Origin of the sequence: Empedobacter brevis, from assembly GCF_965118635.1 — a bacterium.
GTDB classification, from domain to species: domain Bacteria; phylum Bacteroidota; class Bacteroidia; order Flavobacteriales; family Weeksellaceae; genus Empedobacter; species Empedobacter brevis_A.
Genome location: NZ_CBCPHV010000016.1, coordinates 1 through 23,855, shown reverse-complemented (window position 1 = coordinate 23,855; position 23,855 = coordinate 1). Strand labels below are relative to the sequence as shown.

Sequence of the window (23,855 nt, the reverse complement as noted above, 5' to 3'; positions counted from 1 at the left end):
AAGTTTATTATACAGAAATAAAAAAAGTTAGACTATGAAAATACAGTCTAACTTTTTTATAAAAATTATTATTTTAATTAAAATCTCTAAGGTTTTTCTAGGACTAAAATAAGAGATGATGTTTTTGCCATTTCTTCATTTAGATTATTCGTGTTTACAGGCATGCCTATATTTAAGGTTGTTCCTGTTGGTATAGTTCTTTCCACACATGCAAATTTTATAGTATGTTCACCAAGTCCCATGTTTGGTAGAGATGCATTTAAATTCAATATTTTATAGTTTCCTGCACCCTCATTTACAGTACCTAAACGAACAAAATTTAATTTATCATCTACATATATTCCGCAAGCAAAACTTCCATTTTGATTATTTGTCTGAATTAGTGTTTGAATGGAGATTGTAACTAAGTTTACAGATTTTTCGATTTTAATTTTCTGATTCAAATCTGATAACTCTTTCCAATGTGAGCCCATAGATTGATTTTTTGAATATCCTACAGGAAGGGACGAATCAGCTGTACCAGGAAAACTTACTCCATTGTATGTTGAATTAACATAGGATCCAGATAAAACCATTCCATCTAAAAATCCTTCAGGTAAATCAAAATTTTTCCAGTAATTATTATTTAATCCGTTTCCAGAAATTAAATCGCCTTGTTTACCAGCGCTTCCAATTTTAACATCTGATCCATTAAATCTTATCTCTTTGGAAACGTTTGTAGTACCATTTATATCTAAACTTGTATGTGGTTTTTCAGTTCCAATTCCTATTTGAGAAAATAAAGTTGAACTGATTGAGACTAAAAAGATGAATATCTTATTTTTCATAATTGGTTAATTTGTTAGTTATAAACTGGTTCAGTATTATTAGGATCAGGAATTTCAAGTACTTCTATTTTTAAAGTTGATTGAGTCATAAAACTGTTAATATTTGTAAATACATCTTTACCAATTCCAAATGTTCCGCTATAGCTATTTATGGACGCTCTTCTTTTACATGCTACTTTTGCAGTGTAAACTTTTTTTGGAAGGTTATTTTCAGAAGCAAGTAAAGTAAATGTATAGAATGGAGCTCTAGAAGCTGTGGTTTGATTTAGTGTAAACGTTCTCACTCCTTTCAATTTATCGTCTACAAATACACCACAGGCAAAATCCACACCATGATATATAGAATTTGAGTTGATTTGAGTAACCGTTTCAAAGACTAATGCTACTTTGTTTACAGAATTGTTTATTTTGAATGTTTTTTCTAATTTCTTAATTTCTGCTCCTGCTCCATTTCCTGCTAGAAAACTAGATATAGACATATCCTTTGTATACAAAGCTCTATTTGCGGAATAATTATTAGTAAGTGTTATTCCATCCTCAGTGCTAGATGATTCATAATTAATAAGATAATATGTTTCGGGTTTAAATTCTGGTCGTCTCAAAACTTTCCACGTTGGAGGTTTATTATCTCCTTGAGATACTAAAACTGATCCAACTTCTCCCAATTTTCCAATCGTTGTATCATCTCCACCTAAATAAATTTTGTTTCTGATTTCTAAATCTCCCTGTACATCTAAAGACGCTCTCGGTGTATTTGTATTGATACCTACTTGAGCAAATAAAGAAGAACTAACAAATATTAAATTTATTAGAAGTATTTTATTAAATATTTTCATGCTTAATTATCTTGTAACTTTTACTAATTCACTTACATCAAATTTTAGTATAGATTGTAACATAAAACCATTTGTAATTGTTGAATTATTTAATGAACGTCCTATTGCTAAATTTACATTATTACCTGTTGTAGAGATTCTTCTACATCCTACATTTAGAGTATGTTCTCCTTCAGAAACATCATTTACAGTATAGTTTAACGTATAAATTGATTGATTACTAACTCCTTTATAACGAATTCCATCGATTTGATCTGCTCTTAATGCAACTAGAACATTGTCTATGAAAATACCACACACAAATTTTATATTTTGGATTTCTTGACTTCCGATATCTCCAGATTCGATACCTGTTTGAAACATAATGTTGATTTTATTCTTTGGGTTATCCACACTAAAATTTGTACTTAAATCAGGTGACAACTCTTTCCACTTAGATGATGTTGTTACTAATAGTTCTCCTAAAGAGCTTTTGGGAGTATTATCATTGCTATTCACATCAAACAATAGCCCATTCTCACTTGTATTGATAAAACTACTTGTGGTTCTGTATTCTCCATCTTCATAAAATCCAACTTTTGATTTTTTCCAAATTGGTGAATTTCCTTCTTCTTGTGAGACTAGTAAATCATTATTACTCCCCGCATTACCATCGGTAGTTGTAGATCCTCCTACCTTTAGTTCTTTTCTTAACATAATATTTCCATTGACATCAAGAGAGGATTGTGGTACATTTGTTCCAACCCCAATTGGGCATAAATTAATTTTGAAAGAAATAGAATGATTAAAAAAAAATTTGACTTTTTCATTCTTAATAATTAAATAGTTGATAATAAGGTGGTAGTAAAAAGGGCTACAAATTTATTCTAGTATTTTAGTTTGCAAAATGACATATATCACTTGTTGTAAAAATTAACATTTTAAAATACAAAGGATTATGTTTAGATATTTAAAACTATAGCGTATTTTGATTAATAGTTGAATATTTATTCATTCTTAAACGCTTGTATGACTTGATTATATGATTTTTGTTATTTTTATCAAGAATAATTATAAATAAATTTTAAAATTATTTAGAATAGTTCTATATTCGCAATCCAATTTTTTAGGTTGATGTTTGATAGGTTGTTTGGTAGGTTTAGAATAATATTGGTTGTTATGATTTGTAGTTCGAGTGTTGAAAGTAATGCTCAAAACTATAATCAAAATCTAAAATTGTATGTAATAGATAATGATAGTGTTGCAATGCACGATGTAAAAATTATCATTAATAATGAAAAATCTATTATTACAAATAGTAAAGGAATAGCTGAAGTTAATTTACCTACGGGAAAATATAATTTAAAATTTACACACATTGGTTATGCGGAAAAAAATGTAAATGTAGATTTAGTAAAAGATAATGTATTAACATTTGTCCTTATTCCTCAAGAAATAGCATTACAAGAAGTTGTTTTTACAGCAAGAGAAGATAAAGGATTGACGTCTAAATCAATCATTGATAGAAAAGCAATGGAACATCTACAGCCTTCTAGCTTTTCTGATTTAATGGAACTTTTACCAGGTGGTTTGGCAAAAGGACCTAATTTAACAAATACTAATGTTGCTTTAATTAGAGAAAATTCGGGAAGACCAAATAATGGTGGATATTACAATACTTCTTCATTGGGAATCCAATTTATGGTAGATGATAATATTCTTAATTCAAATTCTGATATGCAACGTTCGCTTAATCAAAGTGCAGCGAATAATGCTGGAAGTTCTAGAAATACGATTTCTACTGGAATTGATATGCGAAGTATTTCTACAAATGATATTGAAAAAGTAGAAATTATACGAGGAATTCCATCTGCAGATTATGGAGATTTAACATCAGGATTAATCAAAATAGAACGAAAAGTTGGTGAAACTCCTTTACAAGCACGAGTAAAAGTAGATGGTTATAGTAAGCAATATTATCTTGGAAAAGGTTTTAGTTTAAAAGATAATTGGAAATTAAATACTTCTATTGATTTTCTTGATGCGAAAAATGATCCAAGTGATAATCAACAGAATTATCAACGTATAACAGCATCATTAAGATCTGATTTAAAAGTTAAATTATGGAATCATCCACTAAAATGGAAAACTAATTTAGATTTTTCGGGAACATTAGATAATGTTAGTGTTGATCCGGATAATGCTTATGCGCCTATTGATAGATATAAATCTTATGTTCGAAAATTTTCTATAGCGAATAATTTTATTTACGAACTTCCTAAAAAATCAGTTTTTAATTTAATTACATTAAATACATCTATCAGACAAGGTTTTGATCGTATAAAACAACGCCAATTTGTACAATATTCAGGCCCAAGAGCTTTACCATTATCTACAGAAGAAGGAGAAAGTGTTGGGATATTTGCCGCAACTAGTTTTGTTTCTGAATATATGACAGATGGAAAACCATTGGATATAAATGCACAAATGAAAGCTGCAGGTAGAAAACAGTTTTTAGGATTGACAAATTCCTATGAAACAGGATTGGATTGGCGTTTTAGTAAAAACAATGGAAAAGGAGATGTGTATGATATTACGCAACCGCCATCACCAACAATGTCTACTCGTCCAAGAGCTTTCAAAGATATTCCAGGAACTCAAACAATTGCAGCTTTCATAGGAGATCGCATCGATTATAAATTGAATAAACATACGTTTACATTGTATGGAGGTTTGCGTTTTAGCAAGTTGTTGGGCGTAGATAATTCATACAAAATTAGCGATCAGGTTTTTGTAGAGCCACGTGTTAATTTGCAATATGGTTTGCCACATTTTATGATTGCAGGAAAACCTTTACAAATAGATTTTACACTTGGATATGGAGAATTCTACAAGCAACCTACAACTTATTACTTGTATCCAAATAAAAAATTCACAGATTATGTTCAACTAAATTATTATCATGATGATGAACGTTATCGCTACATAAATTACATGACGTATGTACAGTCATTAGAAAATAAAAATATAACAGCTGCTAAAAATATTAAAAAAGAAATTAGAGTAGATTTTTCTTATCAGAAACATAATTTATTTGTGACATACTTTAAAGAAAGAATGAATAATGGTTTCCGAGCGTATAATAATTTTAGAGTTAATTCTTATAAAAAATACGATGCAACAAAAGTTGATCTTAATAGTTGGACAGCTAATGGACCAGATTTAACAAATGTTCCTTATACAATTGTTAGAGAACATTCTGCTTTTACTACAACAGAAAATGGAAGTGTAACAGACAAAGAAGGAATCGAATTTCAATATAGTACTCCACGTTTCAAAGGAATTAATACACGTTTTACTTTGGGCGGAGCTTGGTTCAAAACAAGATATTATAACGATTTTCCTATTTACGAGAAACCTTCTATATCGATAGGAGGAGTTATGGGATCATTTCCTTATGTAGGAATTTATGAAAATGATGATTCATATACCAATTCAAATCTAAATTATAACTTGATGATGGATACTTACATTCCAAGTTTAGATTTAACATTTTCAGCATCAGTACAAGGTTATATTTTCACGAATAATATACGTGACAAAATTATTGCAGATCCTATTTCTTATATTGATTTGGATGGACAAATAAAACCATACACAGAAGCAGACAAAACAGACATATATAAGCAACATTTACAAAGAAGCGTTGCAAAATCCCAACCTTTATCCGAGAAAAAAAGCTATACTATAAATGTAAATTTTAAGATTACCAAAAGTATATACAAGTCATTACGAACATCCATGTTTGTTAATCAGTTATACAATTATGCTCACCCATACTATTTTAATAATGTAAAAGTTGAAATGGTGAACAAGAGCACGCCTTATTTTGGAGTAGAAATGAATTATAATTTTTAATATATATATTTAAATAGCAACATATGAAACAAAAATTTTTATTACTAAGTTTTTTAGCGCTTACAGCTTCTTATACATTAGTATCATGTAACAATGAAGATGATTTTGGGACTGAAATGGTACAGAACCAAGTAGTTACTGTATCGTTTAAAGGAGAAAACATAAAAACATACAAAACATTAGATATTGAAGCAAAGGAAGTAAATACTGGAGCTACAACAACTAAAACAATAGAAGGTGTAAATGCTTATTCTTTAGAACTTCCAAAAGGATCATACAAAATTTCTATCAATGGTACAGCTATTACAAATGCTGATGAAGAAGTGAAAATTGGAGGAAGCTATTCTATTGATGTTAAAGCGGCAGCTGAAAATATATCAATTCCTTTGTATATTAAACAGTTTAATGACGATTTTATAATCGAAGAAGCTTTCTATACAGGAGTTAAAACTCCAGAAGGAAAAAACTATAACTCTAGCCGTTATTTTAAAATCACAAATAATACAGACAAAGTATTATATGCAGATGGATTAATTTTAGGACAATCAGAATTCTTAACACAAGACGATAAAAAACCAACACCTTTTCATCCAAATACAGCTTTTGCTGTAAAAGGAGTAATGGTATTACCAGGAAATGGAACAGATTATCCAATTCAACCAGGTGACTTTTTCGTAATTGCAGATAATGCTGTAAACCACAACAAAAATACAAGTACAGCTTTTGATTTGAGTAAAGCAGATTTTGAATTTCCTTCAGAAAATCCTGCTTTAGGACAAGTTGATAATCCTAGCGTTCCTAATGTAAAGGTTATTTATTCACAAATGAATTTCAATATGTTTTTCTTGCATAGTAGTGGAGTGGAATCTTATGTAATTGCACGTTTCCCTGCTGGAGAAAATCAAGATACTTTCTTAGAAAAATATAAATATAGCTATGAATATGTAAACTCTGCTGGAGGAATTACAAAGAAAAGTGCTTACGAAATTCCAAATACTTGGATTGTTGATGGAATGAATAACAGTGTGCCAGATCGTTTTGCACAATTATTAACTTCTACAGCTATTGATGCTGGTTGGACTGGAGTTGGAGAATTCTGGAATGATGCAAGTCGTTTAGGGAAATCTGTTCGTAGAAATGTGTTAGGAAAAATGGAAAATGGAAAAAATCTATACAAAGACACAAATAACTCTACAGTAGATTTTATCAAAAATTCTGAACCAAGTTTAAAAAACGGAATTGTTCATTAATCAAAATAATAGCTTTTGAAAACTTTAAATATCTTTCATTCTATATTGATTCTCTTGGGCGGTTCTTTTGTATCTGCTCAAGATAGTATATCACTTTTTCAAAAAATAAAGAATCAATACGATTCTGAAAGAGATTTTAAACAATCTATTTTCTATAATCCAGCAAATATGCTGGATTATAGTTCTTCTTCATTTTCAGAATTGTATCTAGGTTATTTTAATCAAAATGACAAAGTATATCGTTTGCAAAATGGTTCTAAAAATAGTGGATTTGGAGTATATACAAATTCATATCAAAAACTTAGTTCGTCTAAAGCTTTGTGGGGAAGCGCATCTTATCAAAAATCGAATGTTAAGAACATAAAATTCAATGAAAATTTAGATTTTAATCGTATTTCTCCTTATAATTCATCCGATTCTATCGGAGGAGATTTAGAGATAGAAAAATATCATTTTTTAGGAGGTTATAGTCAAAAATTTAATAAAATTACTGTTGGTGCAGAAGTTAGTTACAATGCTCAACTTGGTTCTAGAGCAAGAGATCCGCGGATTAACAATACAACTTCAGAATTAAATTTGAAAGTAGGAGCTAACTATAATTTTTACAAAAATTTTGAATTAGCATTATTTGCAGAAGGAGAACGTTATTTACAAAATAGCAAGGTTAGATTTGCAAGTAAAATAGGACAACCACTTGTTTATCAAATGACAGGATTTGGCTTTTATAATAATCTTTTTAGCGGAGGAACAACTTCTTTAACAACTGTTCACGAAGAATTTGGTTATAAAGTTGGAGGAGAAATAAATCGCAATAAAGGGAAAGATTTCTATTTGTTAACTCAAATTGGACGTTCAAATATGCTGAAGAGTTATAATGGATCAGGGAATAGATATTATGATTTATCTAACTTAGAGAAAGAATATGTTGAAATTGAAGGAGCAAAATTTGTTCAGATAAATCAGCATAGAATTGGTGTGAAATTAAATTATATATCGAACAAAACTACTGGAAAAGAATACGGTTATACAAATAATACGCAATTGTTAGAGCAAATCTATAAACGATCATCATATAAAAAAGATGAAAATATAAAAAGTGTTTCATTGTTTTATATGTTGAATACAAGTAATTTCAGTTTATCTGCAATGCCTTATGCTCGTTTAGAGAATGTGAAAGAACAACGTTTATTTCCTTATAGCGGACAAAAATTTGATTATACAACAATAGGATTTATGCTAGATTATAAACATAAATTGCGAAACAATCAAGCCATAACTTTTCGTCCATTTATAGAAAAAAGATCAGTAACATCTTCAAAAAATGTATTAACAAGCACAGCCAATCCTGCAATTAATAATTGGATTAATCAAGAATTTTATTATTTAGCAAGTGATAGAACTACGCTGGGAGCCAACATACGTTATGATGTAAAATTAAATAAAATCCCAGCTTTATTCTTAGAAACAGGATTTTCACAAGATAAAATACAATCAAAAAATAATAATTATTCCTCTTTATCTTTAGGAATTACTTTTTAAATAAAATGAAAAATAAAATATTTTTTATCGCTTTTATACTATCTATTTATTTTTTAGTGAGTTTTTCTCCTTTAGTACGAAATGATTTAGCTTCTATTCAAGATCCAACAATACAAGATATTATTAATAGTTATAAAAAAAATATCAGTCTTTGGCCAAAACCAATCATAGATAAAGGAGTAGAATGGAAAGAGTTTGCTTCTATAAAAACTGATACAGCTTATTTTACAACACAAGATAAGCCCGAAGTTATTTTAGGAAAAATGTTATTTTTTGATCCTAAGTTATCTGGATCTAGTCAAATTTCTTGTAGCTCTTGTCACGATCCAGAAATGGGTTGGACAGATAGAAGAAAAGTATCTTTGGGGAACAATCATTTAGAAGGAACTAGAAACACACAATCACTTTATAATATTGCCGAAAGAACCTCATTTTTTTGGGATGGCAGAGCAAAAACATTAGAAGATCAGGCTGCTGGACCATTATCAGCATTTCATGAAATGGATATGGATATAAGTAAATTGCCTGAAAAATTGAGTAAATATAAAGGATATAAAAAATTGTTTAAAGATGCATATGGAGATGAAAAAATAACGAATAAGCGTATTGCAGAAGCGTTAGCCAATTTTCAGAAATCCATAAAAAGTCAACCAAGTCGTTTTGATCGCTTTATAGATGGAGATTACAAAGCTTTGTCTGATCAAGAAATTTATGGAATGCATTTATTTAGAACCAAAGCTCGTTGCATGAATTGTCACAATGGAAAATATTTCACAGACGAATCTTTTCATAATATAGGATTAACGTATTACAAACGTAAATACCAAGATTTAGGACGTTATGAAATCACAAAAAATGCAGATGATGTTGGGAAATTCAAAACGCCTTCTTTACGTGATTTATTAAATACACGACCATGGATGCATAATGGTTTCTTTGATGATTTAGATGGTTTGATTAATGTCTACAATAGTGGAATGCATATGATAGATCCTACGCCAGAAGAAAAAGCATACGATCCTTTATTTCCTTATACAGATCCATTATTACAACCTTTGGGTTTAACGAAAGATGAAAAACTAGCATTGAAATCCTTTTTGGAAGCACTTAACGGAACTCGATATAAAATGGATCGTCCAAAATTTCCTATAGAATAGAATAATGTTGTTTTTTATTTTTTTAAGTAACTTTATGTCTTAAAATAAAAACAAAATGTACACTATTTTACATAATTCTCGCTGTGGAAAAAGTAGAGAAGCGCTAAAAGTTTTAGAAGAATCAGGAAAAGAGTTTAAAGTAAGAGAATATTTGAAAGAACCTTTGACAAAAGAAGAATTACAAAATATTTTATTAAAATTAAATCTTAAACCAATCGATATTGTAAGAACAAATGAACAAGAATGGAAGGATCATTTCAAAGGCAAAACACTTTCTGATGAAGAAGTTCTAGATGCTTTAATTGAATTTCCAAAATTGATTCAACGTCCTATTGTTGTGGATGATAAAAAAGGAGTAGTTGGTCGTCCAAAAGAATTAGTAGAAGATTTTATAAAATAAAATTGGTTTGATAATTGTTATTATTTCTAAAACTAAATTTAAAAACTATGAAAATTTTAGACGTAATAACAAAAAAAAAGACTGAAAAAGGAAGTAAAATAGGACTTTTGACAACTGCAGCAACAACTGGTGTAACGGTTGCAAAATTTTTCGGAAAACGTTCTATATACGGAATAATTGGAGGAGTAGCTGTTACTTTGGCAGCTGAATATATCCAAAAGAAATATCAAAAGAAAGTAGATAAAGATAACCAAGAATCTACTTTAGAACAATAAAAAAATCCGCTCATAAGAGCGGATTTTTTTATTTATTGTCGATAAAATTATTTATCTAAAACTTCCATATCAAAATATAAAGTTGCGTTTGGTGGAACAACACCTCCAGCTCCTCTAGATCCATAACCTAATTCAGCAGGGATAATTAAGAAAACTTTAGTTCCTTTGTTGAACATTGTTAAAGCTTCCATCCAACCTTGGATTAATCCTGTTACACCAACAGTTACGTCTAATGGTTGATTGCGATCATAAGATGAATCTAATTTTTCACCATCATTTAAACGTAAAGTATAATGAACTTGAATTGGATCTCCTTGAACAGGTTTTGCTCCAGTTCCTTCTTCTAAAATAACATATTTCAATCCAGAAGGAGTAGTTTGTGCTTTAGCTTCTAATTCTTTTTGACGTGCAATTTCAGCATCTTTTTCAGCTTTTGCTTTCGCTTCAGCTTCAGCTTGTTTTTTTGCATGATTAACTTTTGCAGCTTCAAATGCCTCAGCTCCATTGTATTTTGCGTATTTATCACCTTTACGAGCGATTTCTACTTTTTCAATAACAACTGGAACAACTGGTTTATCATTAGGTGTTTTTTCAACATTTGCGATAGAATCAACAACGTCTAATCCTTCAACAACTTGTCCAAAAATAGTATGTTTACCGTCTAACCATGGCGTAGGAACTTCTGTAATGAAAAACTGAGAACCATTAGTTGCTGGTCCTGAATTTGCCATAGATAAAACTCCTTTTTTATCATGTTTTAAAGCTGGATCAAACTCATCTTCGAAATCGTAACCAGGTCCACCAGTACCTCTTCCGTCTGGATCTCCACCTTGAATCATGAAATCTTTGATAACGCGGTGAAAAATAATTCCATCATAAAAAGGAACACCTTTAGCTTTAGCTTTATTTTCTTTTGTTCCTTCTGCTAATCCAACAAAGTTAGCAACTGTCATAGGAGCTTCTTCTTCGTATAATTTGATTGTCATTGCTCCATGATTTGTTGTCATTTTTGCATACAATCCGTCTTCTAAATTTTTAAATTCTTCTTTACTCATCGATTTTGGAATTTTAACGCCACAACTAACAAGGGTAGTGATGACAGTTAAGATTAATAATATTTTTTTCATTTCAAATTTACAATCTTAGTTTAGTGTTTTTTTATTTTCAAAACTTTTACATCTACAATAATAGGTGTATCTGGAGCAATTTTTTGTGTATCACCATAACCTCCATAAGCTAAAAACGAAGGTAATAATAATTTTGCTGTTTCTCCTTCTGGAATCAATTGCAAACCAGCTTGTAAACCTCTAACAATATCAGCTTTTCCTAAAATTATTTTCTGAATTTTATTGTCGTTGTAAGAATATAAAATATTGTTTTCTAAATCCGTTACTTGATATTCAAATTCGATGTAATCCCCATTATTTGCGGTTTGAGTAGTTTTTTGACCACTATTCGAAATCCAAAAACCAGAACTTGTTTTAACGAATTTCAAATCAGATGATTTCATATAATCATCAAACCATTGTAATTCTTCTTGATGCAATAATTTTCCACGTTCTTGCGAACGTTTCATAAAATCGTCATTGGAATATGAAACAGGATATTGAACTACTTTCTGATCACAACTTATTAACGCGAATATAGCGAACGTGAATAAAATAACTTTTTTCATTAGATAACAATGTTGGCTAATTTTTCTTGATATTCGGGTAAAAGTGATTGAAAATAAGCAATAGTTTCTTCCATATTCATATCCGAACGTCCTCCCGCAGCATTCATATGACCACCGCCATTAAAATGTTTGCGAGAAAATTCATTTACATCAAAATCACCTTTAGAACGTAACGAGATTTTAATGAAATTATGATGTGTATCTTCAATAAAAATGACTGAAAAGATAAAGTTTTCTACGCTCAAACCGTAATTTACAAAGCCTTCTGTATCTCCTTTTTGAAAACCATTTTTCAATAAATCTTCACGTTTTAGAAACATGAAAGCTGTACGATATTCTGATAAAAAAGTAAGATTATTAAGCGTTAACGATAACAATTTCAATCGTCCTTGCGTTTGCGAATCATTTACATACGAAGTTACTTTGTCTACTTCTACACCTTTGTCAATTAATTCAGCAACAATTCTGTGCGTATCAGCCGATGTATTACGGAAACGGAATCCTCCTGTATCCGTCATTATTCCAGTATAAATACATTCAGCAATGCCTTTATCAATTTTATCTAAATCACCCATTGCTTGGATAAAATTATAAACCATTTGGCAAGTTGCAGGCATCTCGATATCAGAATACATAAAATCAAATGTATCTGGTTCACGGTGATGATCGATTAATATTTTTGGAGCTTTCGAACGTTCAACCCAATTTCCTAAATCATCAATTCTTTTTACAGTATTAAAATCTAGAATAAAAATCAATTCGGCTTGGTGTATAATTGCTTCAGCAACTTTTGGTCGATAATCTGCAATTACAATTTCTTTTGCCGAAGGCATCCATTTCAGGAACTTCGGAAAATCATTGGGTGAAACAATATTACATGTATGTCCCAATTTGTTCAAATAATGATACATCGCCAAGGTAGAACCTATCGCATCTCCATCCGGATTTTTGTGCGGTAGAATTGCAATTTTCTTTGGTGTTGATTTTAAAAGAGCTTTTAACTCTTCGAAATTTGTCATGTGCATAGATGCAAAGATAAACAAACAACTGCAAAAGTGGAATAGCGAAAAGAATAAAAAAATCCTATTTATTAAAATAGGATTTTTTATTTTATACTTGAATATTTTTTCCTATAAATCTCTTTTCTTCACAATTAATAAAGATAATCCTAAAAATAAAACGATATAAAAAATATTGATTGCGAAATATTCCCATTGTACATGATCTGCAACAAATAATTTATTTTCAATAAATGCTTTTTGAATATCTAAAGAAGGGTAATCGATAATTTTTCCATTTGAATTTAAAGGTAAATAGTTCGAAATTAAATTAATTTTTTCTGGATTTGTCGGGTTATTTTTACCAAAACGAATCAAGAAATCAACAGCTTTTATAACAGATTCTACAATATTTAAGACAATTAATGATAAAATTGCAAAAGCACTTTTTTTCAATAGAAATGATAAGAACATTGCAAAAACAATGTAAGCAAAGATTTCGACGAAATATCCTCCTAAAAATTCAATTCCATTCAAGAAATCAAATTTTTCGCTGAAAATAGAACCTAATGCAAAAACTAAAACACCAACAAAAAATGTAGAAGCAAGTGAAATTGCAACATTCATTAATACTTTCGAGCTTAGAAATTCAGTTTTTGATAAACCGTCAATTGTATTTTGTTTAAATGTTCCGAACGAATATTCGTTGGTAATATTATTAATGACAATAATTGCTAAAAAGAATTTTCCGAAACCAATTAACCACGCGATATTGTGCCAAATAAAAGGAAATTCTAATCCACCTAATTTTATTAAATTAATTTCAATTCCATTCATATTTGGTTTGAAATTTGGCAATACAATTCCCATCAAAAGGATCATGATAAAATATAAAATGATGAAAATTCGTGTTCCTTTGTTGTAGAATAATTTATTCCATTCTATGCTAAATAATCTTTTCATTTTAGTTCTGTTTTTGGATTAATTGGAAAAATTGTTGCTCTAAAGATTCTTTACGTTTTACCAAGTGATTGACAATAATTCCTTGTTCATAAAGCATTTTATTGATTTCAGCAGGATCTTTTTCTTCTGATAAAACAGCAAAAAGTTTGTTATTTTCTTTGGTAACTTTAGAAACGAATGAGAATGTTTTTAATGTATATTCCAAACTTTCCATATTTTGCGCTGCAACTTCAATGCTTCCAAAACTCGAGTTCATTTGATCTACAGAACCTGCATAAAGCATTTTTCCTTGATTTAAAACCACAACATGAGAACAAACTTTTTCAACTTCATCCAACAAATGGCTTGCTAAAATAATTGTGGTTCCTTGTTGCGCAATTTTAATAATCAATTCACGAATTTGGATAATTCCTTGCGGATCTAAACCATTTGTTGGTTCGTCCAAAATCAAAACTTCCGGATCATTTAATAACGCTGCAGCAATTGCCAAACGTTGTTTCATTCCCAATGAATATTGTTGAAATTTATCTTTTTTGCGAGAAAGTAAACCAACTAATTCTAGTTTTTCGTCAATTTTTGAATAATTAACTTCTTTGATATCAGCTACGATTTCAAGATTTTTCTCAGCTGATAAATAAGGGTAGAATTTTGGACTTTCTATAATTGCACCAATTTTTTTTAGTGAATCGTTATTCGGCTCATTTCCGAACCATTTCCAAGATCCAGAAGTTGGATTAATCACATTAAGAACCATTCCTAATGTTGTAGATTTTCCACTTCCATTAGGACCTAATAATCCATAAACATTTCCTTTTTCTACGGAAAAACTTATGTCGTTGACAGCTGTAAAATTGCCAAATTTTTTTGTTAGTTGATTAATTTCAAGAACTTTATTCATAGTAGTTGAATTTGTTTTCTTTATATGTAGAGTTTTTTGTTAATTTGTTACAATTTAGAATTAATTTAAATAATATGAAAGCGATATTTTATTCCTTATTATTTGCAGCTGCAATCCAGTTAAATGCGCAAAATGGAAAAGTTTATCAAATATTTAATCAACAAGAAAAGAAAGTTGATTTTGATAAAATGGTGAAAGAATTAGCAAAATACGATGTGGTTTTGTTTGGCGAATATCATAATAATGCTGTGAATCATTGGTTACAATTGCAAACAACAAAAGCATTATATGAGCTGAAAGGAGATCAACTGAAACTTGGTGCTGAAATGTTTGAACGTCATCAGCAAGCAGATTTAACAAATTATCTTGAAGGAAAAATAACAGATGAAGATTTCCAAAAAAACACAAAACTTTGGAGTAATTATAAAACAGATTACAAGCCGCTTGTTGATTTTGCAAAAGAAAAGAAGTTGAATTTTATTGCAACTAATATAACACGAAAATACGCTTCGTATGTCTCAAAAAATGGATTGGAATCGTTGGATACAATTCCTACTAATGAGAAAAAATTTATAGCAAAACTTCCTATCACGATAGATTATAATGCACCTGGATATCCAGAAATGATTAAAATGATGGGAGATCACGCTGGCGTTAAGGCAAAACAATTTGTTGCAGCCCAAGCAACGAAAGATGCAACAATGGCAGAATCTATTTTGAATAATTTCAAGAAAAATAATTTAGTTATTCATTATAATGGAGATTATCATTCAAAAAATTATGGTGGAATTTATTGGTATTTAAAATATTTTCGACCAGATCTAAAAGTAGCTGTGATCGAAATTCTAGAAAGTGATGATATGAACGAAAAATTATCTATAATAAAATCAAAAAACGAAAATGTTACTGTAACAGAGTTTGTAATTACATTTCCTAAAGATTCTCCTAAAAGCTACTAATTTTACTGATAAACAGAAGGATTAATTGTTTTTTTTTAATATTTTGCAATCTTAAAAAATTTTAAGTAAATAAAATTTTAAAAACACTATGGATAGAAGGAACTTTATAAAATCAACTGCTGCAGCATCTACAGTAGCATTAATATCACCAGATTCTTTATTTGATTTTCCATTAAAGATTGAGAAAGTAAAAGTAGGATTAGTTGGTTGTGGAATGAGAGGACAAGTACATTTAGATGAACTTTTGAGAAGAAACGATGTAGAAGTTGTCGCCATTGCAGAACCAGATCAACGAATGATTGATCGTTGTAATAAAATCTTTGCAAAAAATAACAAAAAGCCTGTAGAATATTTCAAAGGCTTAGATGGATATAAAAAATTATATAAGGAAAAGAATATTCATGCTGTAATTATTGCAACGCCTTGGGAATTTCATGAAGAACATACAATAGCTGCTATGAATGCAGGAAAAATTGTAGGTTTAGAAGTTTGTGGAGCAATGAATTTGCAAGAATGTTGGAATTATGTAGATACTTACGAAAAAACAAAAGTTCCTGTATTTATGATGGAAAATGTTTGTTATCGTCGCGATGTAATGGCTGTAATGAATATGGTTCGTAAAGGTATGTTTGGTCAAATTTTACATGGAGAAGGTGGTTATCAACACGATTTAAGAAATGTCTTATTTAATGATGGAAAACAACCTTACGGTGGAGGAGTTGAATTTGGAGATAAAGGTTTCTCAGAAGCAGCTTGGCGTACAAATCACTACGTAAAACGCAATGCAGAATTGTATCCAACACATGGTTTAGGACCAATTGGAACTATGATGGATGTTAACAGAGGAAATAGAATTACTTACTTAACTTCTATGGCTTCTAAACAAGCGGGTTTAACAGATTATATTGTAAAGAATGGAGGAGAAGAGCATCCGAACGCAAAAGTTAAATTCAAACAAGGCGACATTGTACAAACGATGTTAAAATGTGAAAACGGAGAAACAATTCTACTCACTCATGATACTTCATTACAACGTCCTTATAACTTAGGTTTCCGTATACAAGGAACAGATGGTATTTGGCAAGATATCGGTTCTGGAGGATTTAGTCAAGGTTTTATCTATTTTGAAAACGATATGAAACATTCTCACAAATGGGCAAATTCTGAAGATTATTTGAAAACATATGATCATCCTTATTGGAAAAAATATGAAACTCAAGCAGAAGGAGCTGGACATGGTGGAATGGACTTTTTCTTGATAAATGATTTTATTGAATGTATCAAAGCAAATAAAGAATTTCCTTTTGATGTTTATGATTTAGCAACTTGGTATGCAGTTACTCCTTTAAGCGAAAAATCAATCGAAGAAAACGGATCATCTCAAGAAATGCCAGATTTTACAAGAGGAAAATATAAAACAAGAAAACCAGTTTTTGGAACAGAAGATTATGGAATCTAAAACCTTATCATTAGTCATATTAGCAGGCGGAATGGGCAGCCGCTACAAAGGACAAAAACAAATTGATCCAATTGGTTCAAGCAAAGAAACATTAATGGAATATTCTATTTATGATGCGTTTTGTTCCGGAATCAAACATTTTGTATTCATCATTAATGAACAATTTAATGTAGATACAAAAAAATATTTTCAAAATATTATTGAAAAAAAAGGAGGAATCGCAGAATTTGTTCTCCAGACAACCTATACTTCTGTTCCAAGAGGAATTTACGATACAATAGAAAAACGTGAAAAACCTTGGGGAACTGGACATGCATTAATGATTACAAAAAATCATTTAAATAATCCATTTATTGTCATCAACGCTGATGATTTTTATGGACATAAAGCATATAAAAAAGCTAGCGAATTAGTTCAAAATGATAAAATTACAGCAAATACTTATGGAATGGTGGCTTACAAATTAGCCAATACAATTAGCGAAAACGGTTCTGTTTCTCGAGGTATTTGTACAGTAACAAACGGATATTTGGACAATGTTGTAGAACGAACAAATATATATTCTGATGAAAACGGAGAAATTGTTTACGAAGAAGATGATAACATTTTTCCATTAGATGAAGATACAGCCGTTTCGATGAATTTTTTCGTTTTACATCCATCTATTTTTAGAAAATTAGAAGATAAATTTGAAGAATTTCTACAAGAAAATGCAGGACAATTAAAAGCTGAATTTTTCTTACCAAAAGTTATAAATGATATGATAGAAGAAGATCAATTGGAAGTTATTGTAGAAAAATCTGATGACAATTGGTTTGGAATGACTTATCCAGAAGATAGAGAAGTAGTTGTAAATTCTATTCAAAATTTAATCAAAGAGCAAAAATATCCAAAATCACTTTGGACGTAAAAAAGAATGGAGAAAATAGTAAAACATTATTTCGAAAATATTGATCAAGTAAATATTAATCCAATCACTTCTGGTTGGATTAATTCTACTTATGAAGTTGAACATGAAGGAAAAAAATATATATTACAAAAAATAAATACAAAAGTTTTTCCTCATCCAGAAATAATTTCAAACAATATTAATATCATTTCCAATCATCTAAAAGCTAAAGATTATAAAAATCCTGTAATTGAAATTGTAAAAGATTTAAAAGGAAATTTATTAGCAGAAGAAGATGGAGAAATATGGAGAATGACATCTTATATTCCAAATTCTATTTGTTTTGAAAAAGTCGAATCTGTCGAACAAGCTTATCAAGCAGCAAAAACAATCAGCGAATTTCATTCCTATTTGTTAGATGTGAATGTTGATGAAATTTATCCTTCTATTGTCGGATTTTTAGATTATCATAAACGAGTAAATGATTTCAAAAATGCCTTAGAAAATGCTTCATCAGTGCGTTTAGAAGAAACAAAAGAACAAGTTTCGTATCTTCTTGATAATTTACATCAAGTTGAGAAATATTTATCCATAGATTTCCCAAAACGTATTGTTCATGCAGATGCAAAATTAAGTAATTTTTTGTTTAATGTAAATAATCATTCGCAAGCAATTGCTGTTATAGATTGGGATACAATAATGCCAGGAAATATTTTGTGTGACTTTGGTGATATGATAAGAACTTATGCAAATCTAAAAGAAGAAGACGATCCAAATCCAGAAAATTTATTCGAATCTACATATTACGAAGCAGTAAAAAAAGGTTTTTTAGAACATTTAAAAGAAGATTTAGAACCAATTGAAGTTGAGAATATGGATTTTGTTGCGTATATTGTCATTTATATTCAAGCGATTAGGTTTTTAGCAGATTATTTGAATAATGATGTTTATTATTCAATTTCTTATCCAAAACAAAATCTAAATCGTACGATAAACCAAATCAATTTATTAAAAGCAATAACAAAATTTCATGAAGAAACTTCGATTCGAAAAGTATAAACCATCCGATTTTAACGAGTTTTATAAACTTGTTCAAGATGATGATCAAATGAAATATATTTCAGGAAAAGGTTTAAACGAAGAACAAGCAAATCATAAATTCACTTCGATTATAGAAAAAGGTAACATTGACGAAAATTTAGGTTATTTTAAAGTTTATGATGAAGAAAATAATTTGTTAGGAGATTGTAAATTAGTTTACAACAAACATGTAGAAGATTCGCTTGAAATTGGTTATGTACTTAAAAAAGAATTTTGGAGAAAAGGTTTTGGATCAATGATTTGTGAACATTTACTTTCAGAATCTGAAAATAAATTTCCAGATTTAAAAGTTATGGCTGTTATCGATCCTGCTAATATTGCCTCGCGAAAGTTATTAGAAAAGTTTAATTTTGAATCCTATTGGAAAGGAATAGAACATGAGCTTCCGACCGAAAAATTGATTTTGAACAAAAGAAAATGATACAAGTAAGAGATGTCGCTTCAGCGATGGAAGAAATTGCGCCTTTGGCTTATGCTGAGGATTTTGATAATGTAGGATTATTAGTTGGTGATTATACAGACGAGGTTACAGGAATTTTGGTAACGCTAGACACAACGCCAGAAGTTATAGAAGAAGCTATCGAGAAAAATTGTAATTTAATTGTAAGTTTTCATCCAATAATTTTTTCTGGTTTAAAAAAACTAAATGGAAAGAATTATGTCGAAAAAGCTGTAATGAAAGCCATAAAACATGGAATTAATATTTATGCAACACATACAGCATTAGATAATTCGAAAGTTGGAGTTAATTTTAAAATCTCTGAACAATTAGCGTTATTGAATACAAAGATTTTAATCCCAAAATCTCAAACATTAAAACAACTGATTACATACGTTTCAACAGAAAATGCCGAAATTCTTAAAAATGCTTTGTACGAAGCAGGAGCAGGAAAAATAGGAAATTATGATTCTTGTAGTTTTGCCACAGAAGGAACAGGAAATTTTAGACCAATAGAAGGAGCTAATCCATTTGTTGGCGAAGTAAATAAGTTAGAAACAGTAAACGAAACACGAATAGAAGTTGTACTTCCACAACATTTGGAAAGTAATATTATCAACGCTTTATTCAAAAATCATCCTTACGAAGAAGTCGCTTATTCTATTATTTCATTGAATAATCAAAACAATTACGTAGGAATTGGAATGATTGGAGAATTAGAAAATGAAATGGATGAATTAGATTTTTTCAATTATCTAAAATCTCAAATGAATACGCCGTTTATTCGTCATTCTAAATTATTGAATAAGAAAATTAAAAAAATAGCAGTACTTGGAGGTTCTGGCGCATTTGGAATAAAAAATGCAATTTCGGCCGGAGCGGACATTTATATCACAGCAGATTTAAAATATCATGATTTTTTTACTGCTGAAAATAAGCTTGTTTTGGCAGATATTGGACATTTCGAGTCAGAACAGTTTACAAAAAACTTAATAACTTCGTATCTTAAAGAAAAATTTACTAATTTTGTGGTCTTTAATTCTGGAATTAATACCAATCCTGTTAATTATTGTTAACTATGTCTGAAACAAAAAATATCAAAGAACTAAGCGTAGAAGAAAAGCTTCGCGCGTTATACGACTTGCAATTAATTGATTCACGTTTAGATGAAATCAGAAACACAAGAGGTGAATTACCTTTAGAAGTTGAAGATTTGAGCGACGATGTTGCACAATTAGAAACGAGAATCCAAAAAATAGTTGATGAAACGAAAGGTTTGGATGAAGAAATTAAATTGAAGAAAGAAGCAATCAAAAATGCTGAAGCTTTAATTAAAAAATACACAAAGCAACAAGATAACGTGCGTAACAACAGAGAGTTTGATGCTTTAGCAAAAGAAGTAGAATACCAAGGTTTAGAAATTGAGTTATCTGAAAAACGTATTCGTGAATTTACAATCAAAATTCAACAAAAAAATACTCAAATCGAAGATTTTAATACAAAATTAGCTTCGATGAAAGAGCATTTAGAGCATAAAAAAGCTGAATTAGATACAATTGTAAAAGATACAGAGAAAGAAGAAAATACTTTATTAAAATTATCTTCTGAATATTCTGCTAAAATCGAACAAAGATTATTAGAAGCTTATAATCGTATCAGAGGTTCTGTTAAAAATGGTTTAGCTGTAGTTCCTGTACAACGTGGTGCTTCTGCTGGATCTTTCTTTACAATTCCACCACAAAGACAAATGGATATTGCTCAGCGTAAAAAAATTATTGCTGATGAACATTCAGGTCGTATTTTAGTTGATTTAGAATTGGCTTTAGAAGAGCAAGAAAAAATGGAAATCGTTATCAAAGGATAATTTTCCATTAAAAATATTTTATTAAAATCCAAAGTGTTACAATATTTGTAACACTTTTTTTTTACTATTTATTAGTATGTTGTTGTTTTAGCATACTATTTGTATAGTTGAAATAGAAGTTTAGTTTAGAAAATTAGATATTATGAAAAAAATTATATTTTTAGTGTTATTAGCTGTTTCCTCAGTTACTTTAACCTCATGTAGTAGTAATGATGATGATGGTTATTATGTGCCTGAAATTGTAAATGTTGGACAAATCAATTATGATGGAGTTTCTTTTCCTTTAAGAAATGCTATCGTAGAAGATATGAGACAAGCAGATGGAGGTTATTATTATAGTGTAGAATTATCAACAAATCCAGTTCCTGAAAATGGACAATTATATGGTGCTTTTTTGTATTTAGAAATCTTTCAGAGAGATAACCTAAGCTTTAATGGGAATTATATTATGGGTTCAAATGAGAGAGGAATAGATTATGTAGAATTTTTTGTAGATCCAATAATGAAGGGTTATGTTCCTATATCAGGTTCAGGAACGTTTTCTTTATATGGTAAAGATTTTACATCAGGTTCTATTAGTCTAACAAATTATTTTGATTCATATAATACAAGCTTACTTAATGCTAATTTTGCATTTAGATTAGTAAACGGTGAAACATTATCAGGAGATTTTGATGGTTTATTTGACTTTATTCAATTATACAATAAATCTGCAAAAGGTGCTGTAAGTGCAAAAGGAGCTACGACAGAAAGAGTAATAACAGGAGAAAGAAGATTTTCTACAAGAAGATAAATGATAAATTGATATGATAAAAAAACTCCGCTAATATTAGTGGAGTTTTTTTATACTTTGATTAAATATCTAGTTCTTTATCTCGATGCTTCGGAAAACGTCGGTAACCTTTTAAGTTAAATCTAAAATCTTTTTTTGTTGGACGAACAATAATACGCAATGATGAATCATTTGTAAGATAAGTTTGTGCCCAGTTTAAGAAAATAGCTAATTTGTTACGTACAGTTAAAATTAACATCAAGTGTAAAAACATCCAAGTAAACCAAGCCAAACGTCCAGAGAAAGAGAATTTAGGTAAATCTACAACAGCTTTTCGCTTTCCTATAGTTGCCATAGAACCTGGATCTTTGTATTCGAACAACGATAGTTTATCTTCTGGTAAACCTTGTGCCAACTTGTTAAAGTTCTTTGCTAATTGTTCTGCTTGATCTCCTGCAACACGAGCTAATTGTGGATGTCCATAAGGATACTTCGGTGTTTCCATCGAAGAAATATCTCCAATAGCGTAAATGTTTTTAGTTCCTAAAACTTTTGAAGTACGGTCTACTTTCAAGCGATTTCCACGTTGCAACTCTTCACGTTCTACTGCTCCTTCAGGAATATTTCCCATAACACCGGCAGCCCAAATCAAATTACGAGTATTGATTGATCGACCGTCGTCCAAAGAAATAGTTTTTCCATCGTAGTCAGTTACTCGACCATCTGTCCATACATGTACACCCATATTAGTCAAATATTCATAAGACTTTTTGTGCGCCAAATCAGACATTGGTCCTAATAGATTTGGTCCTCCTTCAATCAAATAGATATTCAATTTAGAGAAGTCTAAATCTGGGTAATCTTTCGGAAGAATAAATTTCTTCATTTGCGCAATTGCACCTGAAAGCTCAACTCCTGTTGGTCCTCCACCTACAACGACAATGTTCATTATTTCTTCCAATTCTTCTGGAGATTCTGCAGAATATGCACTCTCGAAGTTTGTTAGTAATCGATTCTTAAGCGTTAAAGCTTCATTTGTCGATTTCATTGGGAATGATAATTCCTCAATTTGTTTGTTCCCGAAGAAATTTGTGGTACATCCCATGGCAACAACCAAATAATCGTAAGAAAAATCTCCGATTGTAGTTTCAACAATATTTTCATCTTTTTTAATTGCTGTAACTTCTGCCAAACGAACACTGACATTTTTGCTTCCTTGAAATACCTTTCGGATAGGGAACGAAATATCACTTGCGTTAATCGCTGCAGTAGCAACCTGATAAAATAAAGGTTGAAATTGATGGTAATTATAGCGGTCAATAAGTGTAACAGAAAAGTGTGGGTTATTATTTAATTTACGGGCTAATTTAAGTCCCGCAAATCCAGCACCTAAAATGACAATCTTTTTCTTTTCCAAAATTCACTTTTTTGTAAAATTACGAACAAACTCAGAAACAATGAAAGATTTATCGAAAATTATTCTGAACCTTGAACATTCAATACTATATCGGATTGATTATTAGATTTTTTTAAATTTATGTTTTTTGTCAGTTTTAAATAAATTGTTAAAATAATTGGGAATTATGCATGTTTTTTATGTCTTTTTTAATAAATGGAACTTGAAATTATTTTAAGAAAAATTATTTCAAGAAATCAA

General features: G+C 29.9%; 23 protein-coding genes. 14 read left to right on the top strand and 9 right to left on the bottom strand.

Annotated elements, in window-relative coordinates; translation table 11 throughout:
• Nucleotides 1-86: 86 nt before the first annotated feature.
• Genes ACMHJW_RS13755 through ACMHJW_RS13745 form a run of 3 tightly spaced genes read right to left on the bottom strand, consistent with a single transcriptional unit; the run spans nucleotide 87 to nucleotide 2,359 of the window.
• Nucleotides 87-827 (bottom strand): hypothetical protein, encoded by a 741-nt coding sequence (locus ACMHJW_RS13755; RefSeq protein ID WP_413533976.1) that lies wholly within the window; start codon nucleotides 825-827, stop codon nucleotides 87-89.
• A 14-nt stretch (nucleotides 828-841) separates the two neighbouring features.
• Nucleotides 842-1,663 (bottom strand): hypothetical protein, encoded by an 822-nt coding sequence (locus tag ACMHJW_RS13750; RefSeq protein WP_413533975.1) that lies wholly within the window; start codon nucleotides 1,661-1,663, stop codon nucleotides 842-844.
• Nucleotides 1,664-1,669: 6 nt separating this feature from the next.
• A complete protein-coding gene (locus ACMHJW_RS13745; protein WP_413533974.1) occupies nucleotides 1,670-2,359 on the bottom strand; it encodes a hypothetical protein in 690 nt (229 codons plus the stop codon).
• Between the two features lie 462 nt (nucleotides 2,360-2,821).
• On the opposite strand from ACMHJW_RS13745, the gene ACMHJW_RS13740 reads away from it, so the two are divergent.
• From ACMHJW_RS13740 to ACMHJW_RS13715, 6 genes are read left to right on the top strand one after another with little or no spacing between them, the layout of a single operon-like run.
• Nucleotides 2,822-5,560, top strand: a complete 2,739-nt coding sequence (locus ACMHJW_RS13740) for a TonB-dependent receptor (protein ID WP_413533973.1) — start codon at nucleotides 2,822-2,824, stop codon at nucleotides 5,558-5,560.
• Nucleotides 5,561-5,583: 23 nt separating this feature from the next.
• The gene (locus tag ACMHJW_RS13735) at nucleotides 5,584-6,810 is read left to right on the top strand and encodes a DUF4876 domain-containing protein (RefSeq protein WP_413533972.1); all 1,227 of its coding nucleotides are present in this window, start codon (nucleotides 5,584-5,586) and stop codon (nucleotides 6,808-6,810) included.
• Between the two features lie 15 nt (nucleotides 6,811-6,825).
• The gene (locus tag ACMHJW_RS13730) at nucleotides 6,826-8,349 is read left to right on the top strand and encodes a DUF6850 family outer membrane beta-barrel protein (RefSeq protein ID WP_413533971.1); all 1,524 of its coding nucleotides are present in this window, start codon (nucleotides 6,826-6,828) and stop codon (nucleotides 8,347-8,349) included.
• 5 nt (nucleotides 8,350-8,354) lie between these two features.
• Nucleotides 8,355-9,506, top strand: a complete 1,152-nt coding sequence (locus ACMHJW_RS13725; RefSeq protein ID WP_413533970.1) for a cytochrome-c peroxidase — start codon at nucleotides 8,355-8,357, stop codon at nucleotides 9,504-9,506.
• Between the two features lie 55 nt (nucleotides 9,507-9,561).
• Nucleotides 9,562-9,906 (top strand): arsenate reductase (glutaredoxin), encoded by a 345-nt coding sequence (arsC, locus tag ACMHJW_RS13720; RefSeq protein ID WP_413533969.1) that lies wholly within the window; start codon nucleotides 9,562-9,564, stop codon nucleotides 9,904-9,906.
• Nucleotides 9,907-9,953: 47 nt separating this feature from the next.
• The gene (locus tag ACMHJW_RS13715; protein ID WP_413533968.1) at nucleotides 9,954-10,181 is read left to right on the top strand and encodes a hypothetical protein; all 228 of its coding nucleotides are present in this window, start codon (nucleotides 9,954-9,956) and stop codon (nucleotides 10,179-10,181) included.
• Nucleotides 10,182-10,228: 47 nt separating this feature from the next.
• Here the strand turns inward: ACMHJW_RS13715 and ACMHJW_RS13710 are convergent, their stop codons facing one another.
• From ACMHJW_RS13710 to ACMHJW_RS13690, 5 genes are all read right to left on the bottom strand, one after another.
• Nucleotides 10,229-11,308, bottom strand: a complete 1,080-nt coding sequence (locus ACMHJW_RS13710; RefSeq protein ID WP_413533967.1) for a peptidylprolyl isomerase — start codon at nucleotides 11,306-11,308, stop codon at nucleotides 10,229-10,231.
• Between the two features lie 20 nt (nucleotides 11,309-11,328).
• The gene (locus ACMHJW_RS13705) at nucleotides 11,329-11,856 is read right to left on the bottom strand and encodes an FKBP-type peptidyl-prolyl cis-trans isomerase (RefSeq protein ID WP_413533966.1); all 528 of its coding nucleotides are present in this window, start codon (nucleotides 11,854-11,856) and stop codon (nucleotides 11,329-11,331) included.
• Nucleotides 11,856-12,881 (bottom strand): DHH family phosphoesterase, encoded by a 1,026-nt coding sequence (locus ACMHJW_RS13700; RefSeq protein ID WP_413533965.1) that lies wholly within the window; start codon nucleotides 12,879-12,881, stop codon nucleotides 11,856-11,858. The genes ACMHJW_RS13705 and ACMHJW_RS13700 overlap by 1 nt, the downstream gene beginning before the upstream one ends.
• Nucleotides 12,882-12,986: 105 nt before the next feature.
• Complete coding sequence (locus ACMHJW_RS13695) at nucleotides 12,987-13,817, bottom strand: ABC transporter permease (RefSeq protein WP_413533964.1); 831 nt, start codon at nucleotides 13,815-13,817, stop codon at nucleotides 12,987-12,989.
• Nucleotide 13,818: 1 nt separating this feature from the next.
• Nucleotides 13,819-14,715 carry an ABC transporter ATP-binding protein gene (locus tag ACMHJW_RS13690; RefSeq protein WP_413533963.1) on the bottom strand — a complete coding sequence of 299 codons (897 nt, stop codon included), beginning with the start codon at nucleotides 14,713-14,715 and terminating at the stop codon, nucleotides 13,819-13,821.
• Nucleotides 14,716-14,789: 74 nt separating this feature from the next.
• Here ACMHJW_RS13690 and ACMHJW_RS13685 point away from each other — a divergent pair, with 74 nt between their 5' ends.
• From ACMHJW_RS13685 to ACMHJW_RS13650, 8 genes are all read left to right on the top strand, one after another.
• Nucleotides 14,790-15,674 carry a ChaN family lipoprotein gene (locus ACMHJW_RS13685; RefSeq protein ID WP_413533962.1) on the top strand — a complete coding sequence of 295 codons (885 nt, stop codon included), beginning with the start codon at nucleotides 14,790-14,792 and terminating at the stop codon, nucleotides 15,672-15,674.
• Between the two features lie 88 nt (nucleotides 15,675-15,762).
• Nucleotides 15,763-17,133, top strand: a complete 1,371-nt coding sequence (locus ACMHJW_RS13680) for a Gfo/Idh/MocA family protein (RefSeq protein WP_413533961.1) — start codon at nucleotides 15,763-15,765, stop codon at nucleotides 17,131-17,133.
• Nucleotides 17,108-18,043: a nucleotidyltransferase family protein gene (locus ACMHJW_RS13675; protein ID WP_413533960.1), complete on the top strand. Its 936-nt coding sequence runs from the start codon at nucleotides 17,108-17,110 to the stop codon at nucleotides 18,041-18,043. The genes ACMHJW_RS13680 and ACMHJW_RS13675 overlap by 26 nt, the downstream gene beginning before the upstream one ends.
• Nucleotides 18,044-18,049: 6 nt before the next feature.
• On the top strand, nucleotides 18,050-19,081 hold the full coding sequence (locus tag ACMHJW_RS13670; RefSeq protein WP_413533959.1) for an aminoglycoside phosphotransferase family protein: 1,032 nt from the start codon (nucleotides 18,050-18,052) through the stop codon (nucleotides 19,079-19,081).
• The gene (locus tag ACMHJW_RS13665; RefSeq protein ID WP_413533958.1) at nucleotides 19,053-19,544 is read left to right on the top strand and encodes a GNAT family N-acetyltransferase; all 492 of its coding nucleotides are present in this window, start codon (nucleotides 19,053-19,055) and stop codon (nucleotides 19,542-19,544) included. Before ACMHJW_RS13670 ends, ACMHJW_RS13665 begins: the two co-directional genes overlap by 29 nt.
• Entirely contained in the window at nucleotides 19,541-20,638 is a 1,098-nt protein-coding gene (locus ACMHJW_RS13660) for a Nif3-like dinuclear metal center hexameric protein (protein ID WP_413533957.1), read from the top strand. The genes ACMHJW_RS13665 and ACMHJW_RS13660 overlap by 4 nt, the downstream gene beginning before the upstream one ends.
• Before the next feature lie 2 nt (nucleotides 20,639-20,640).
• Entirely contained in the window at nucleotides 20,641-21,426 is a 786-nt protein-coding gene (locus ACMHJW_RS13655) for a zinc ribbon domain-containing protein (RefSeq protein ID WP_413533956.1), read from the top strand.
• 142 nt (nucleotides 21,427-21,568) lie between these two features.
• Entirely contained in the window at nucleotides 21,569-22,219 is a 651-nt protein-coding gene (locus tag ACMHJW_RS13650; RefSeq protein ID WP_413533955.1) for a hypothetical protein, read from the top strand.
• Nucleotides 22,220-22,280: 61 nt separating this feature from the next.
• Here the strand turns inward: ACMHJW_RS13650 and ACMHJW_RS13645 are convergent, their stop codons facing one another.
• On the bottom strand, nucleotides 22,281-23,615 hold the full coding sequence (locus ACMHJW_RS13645) for an NAD(P)/FAD-dependent oxidoreductase (RefSeq protein ID WP_413533954.1): 1,335 nt from the start codon (nucleotides 23,613-23,615) through the stop codon (nucleotides 22,281-22,283).
• Nucleotides 23,616-23,855: the final 240 nt, after the last annotated feature.

Bases quoted from the DNA above. Each gene is read 5' to 3' on its own strand.
- ACMHJW_RS13755 (WP_413533976.1), bottom strand. From the start codon at position 827: ATGAAAAATAAGATATTCATCTTTTTAGTCTCAATCAGTTCAACTTTA.
- ACMHJW_RS13750 (WP_413533975.1), bottom strand. From the start codon at position 1,663: ATGAAAATATTTAATAAAATACTTCTAATAAATTTAATATTTGTTAGT.
- ACMHJW_RS13745 (WP_413533974.1), bottom strand. From the start codon at position 2,359: ATGTTAAGAAAAGAACTAAAGGTAGGAGGATCTACAACTACCGATGGT.
- ACMHJW_RS13740 (WP_413533973.1), top strand. From the start codon at position 2,822: ATGATTTGTAGTTCGAGTGTTGAAAGTAATGCTCAAAACTATAATCAA.
- ACMHJW_RS13735 (WP_413533972.1), top strand. From the start codon at position 5,584: ATGAAACAAAAATTTTTATTACTAAGTTTTTTAGCGCTTACAGCTTCT.
- ACMHJW_RS13725 (WP_413533970.1), top strand. From the start codon at position 8,355: ATGAAAAATAAAATATTTTTTATCGCTTTTATACTATCTATTTATTTT.
- arsC (WP_413533969.1), top strand. From the start codon at position 9,562: ATGTACACTATTTTACATAATTCTCGCTGTGGAAAAAGTAGAGAAGCG.
- ACMHJW_RS13715 (WP_413533968.1), top strand. From the start codon at position 9,954: ATGAAAATTTTAGACGTAATAACAAAAAAAAAGACTGAAAAAGGAAGT.
- ACMHJW_RS13710 (WP_413533967.1), bottom strand. From the start codon at position 11,308: ATGAAAAAAATATTATTAATCTTAACTGTCATCACTACCCTTGTTAGT.
- ACMHJW_RS13705 (WP_413533966.1), bottom strand. From the start codon at position 11,856: ATGAAAAAAGTTATTTTATTCACGTTCGCTATATTCGCGTTAATAAGT.
- ACMHJW_RS13700 (WP_413533965.1), bottom strand. From the start codon at position 12,881: ATGCACATGACAAATTTCGAAGAGTTAAAAGCTCTTTTAAAATCAACA.
- ACMHJW_RS13695 (WP_413533964.1), bottom strand. From the start codon at position 13,817: ATGAAAAGATTATTTAGCATAGAATGGAATAAATTATTCTACAACAAA.
- ACMHJW_RS13690 (WP_413533963.1), bottom strand. From the start codon at position 14,715: ATGAATAAAGTTCTTGAAATTAATCAACTAACAAAAAAATTTGGCAAT.
- ACMHJW_RS13685 (WP_413533962.1), top strand. From the start codon at position 14,790: ATGAAAGCGATATTTTATTCCTTATTATTTGCAGCTGCAATCCAGTTA.
- ACMHJW_RS13680 (WP_413533961.1), top strand. From the start codon at position 15,763: ATGGATAGAAGGAACTTTATAAAATCAACTGCTGCAGCATCTACAGTA.
- ACMHJW_RS13670 (WP_413533959.1), top strand. From the start codon at position 18,050: ATGGAGAAAATAGTAAAACATTATTTCGAAAATATTGATCAAGTAAAT.
- ACMHJW_RS13665 (WP_413533958.1), top strand. From the start codon at position 19,053: ATGAAGAAACTTCGATTCGAAAAGTATAAACCATCCGATTTTAACGAG.
- ACMHJW_RS13660 (WP_413533957.1), top strand. From the start codon at position 19,541: ATGATACAAGTAAGAGATGTCGCTTCAGCGATGGAAGAAATTGCGCCT.
- ACMHJW_RS13655 (WP_413533956.1), top strand. From the start codon at position 20,641: ATGTCTGAAACAAAAAATATCAAAGAACTAAGCGTAGAAGAAAAGCTT.
- ACMHJW_RS13650 (WP_413533955.1), top strand. From the start codon at position 21,569: ATGAAAAAAATTATATTTTTAGTGTTATTAGCTGTTTCCTCAGTTACT.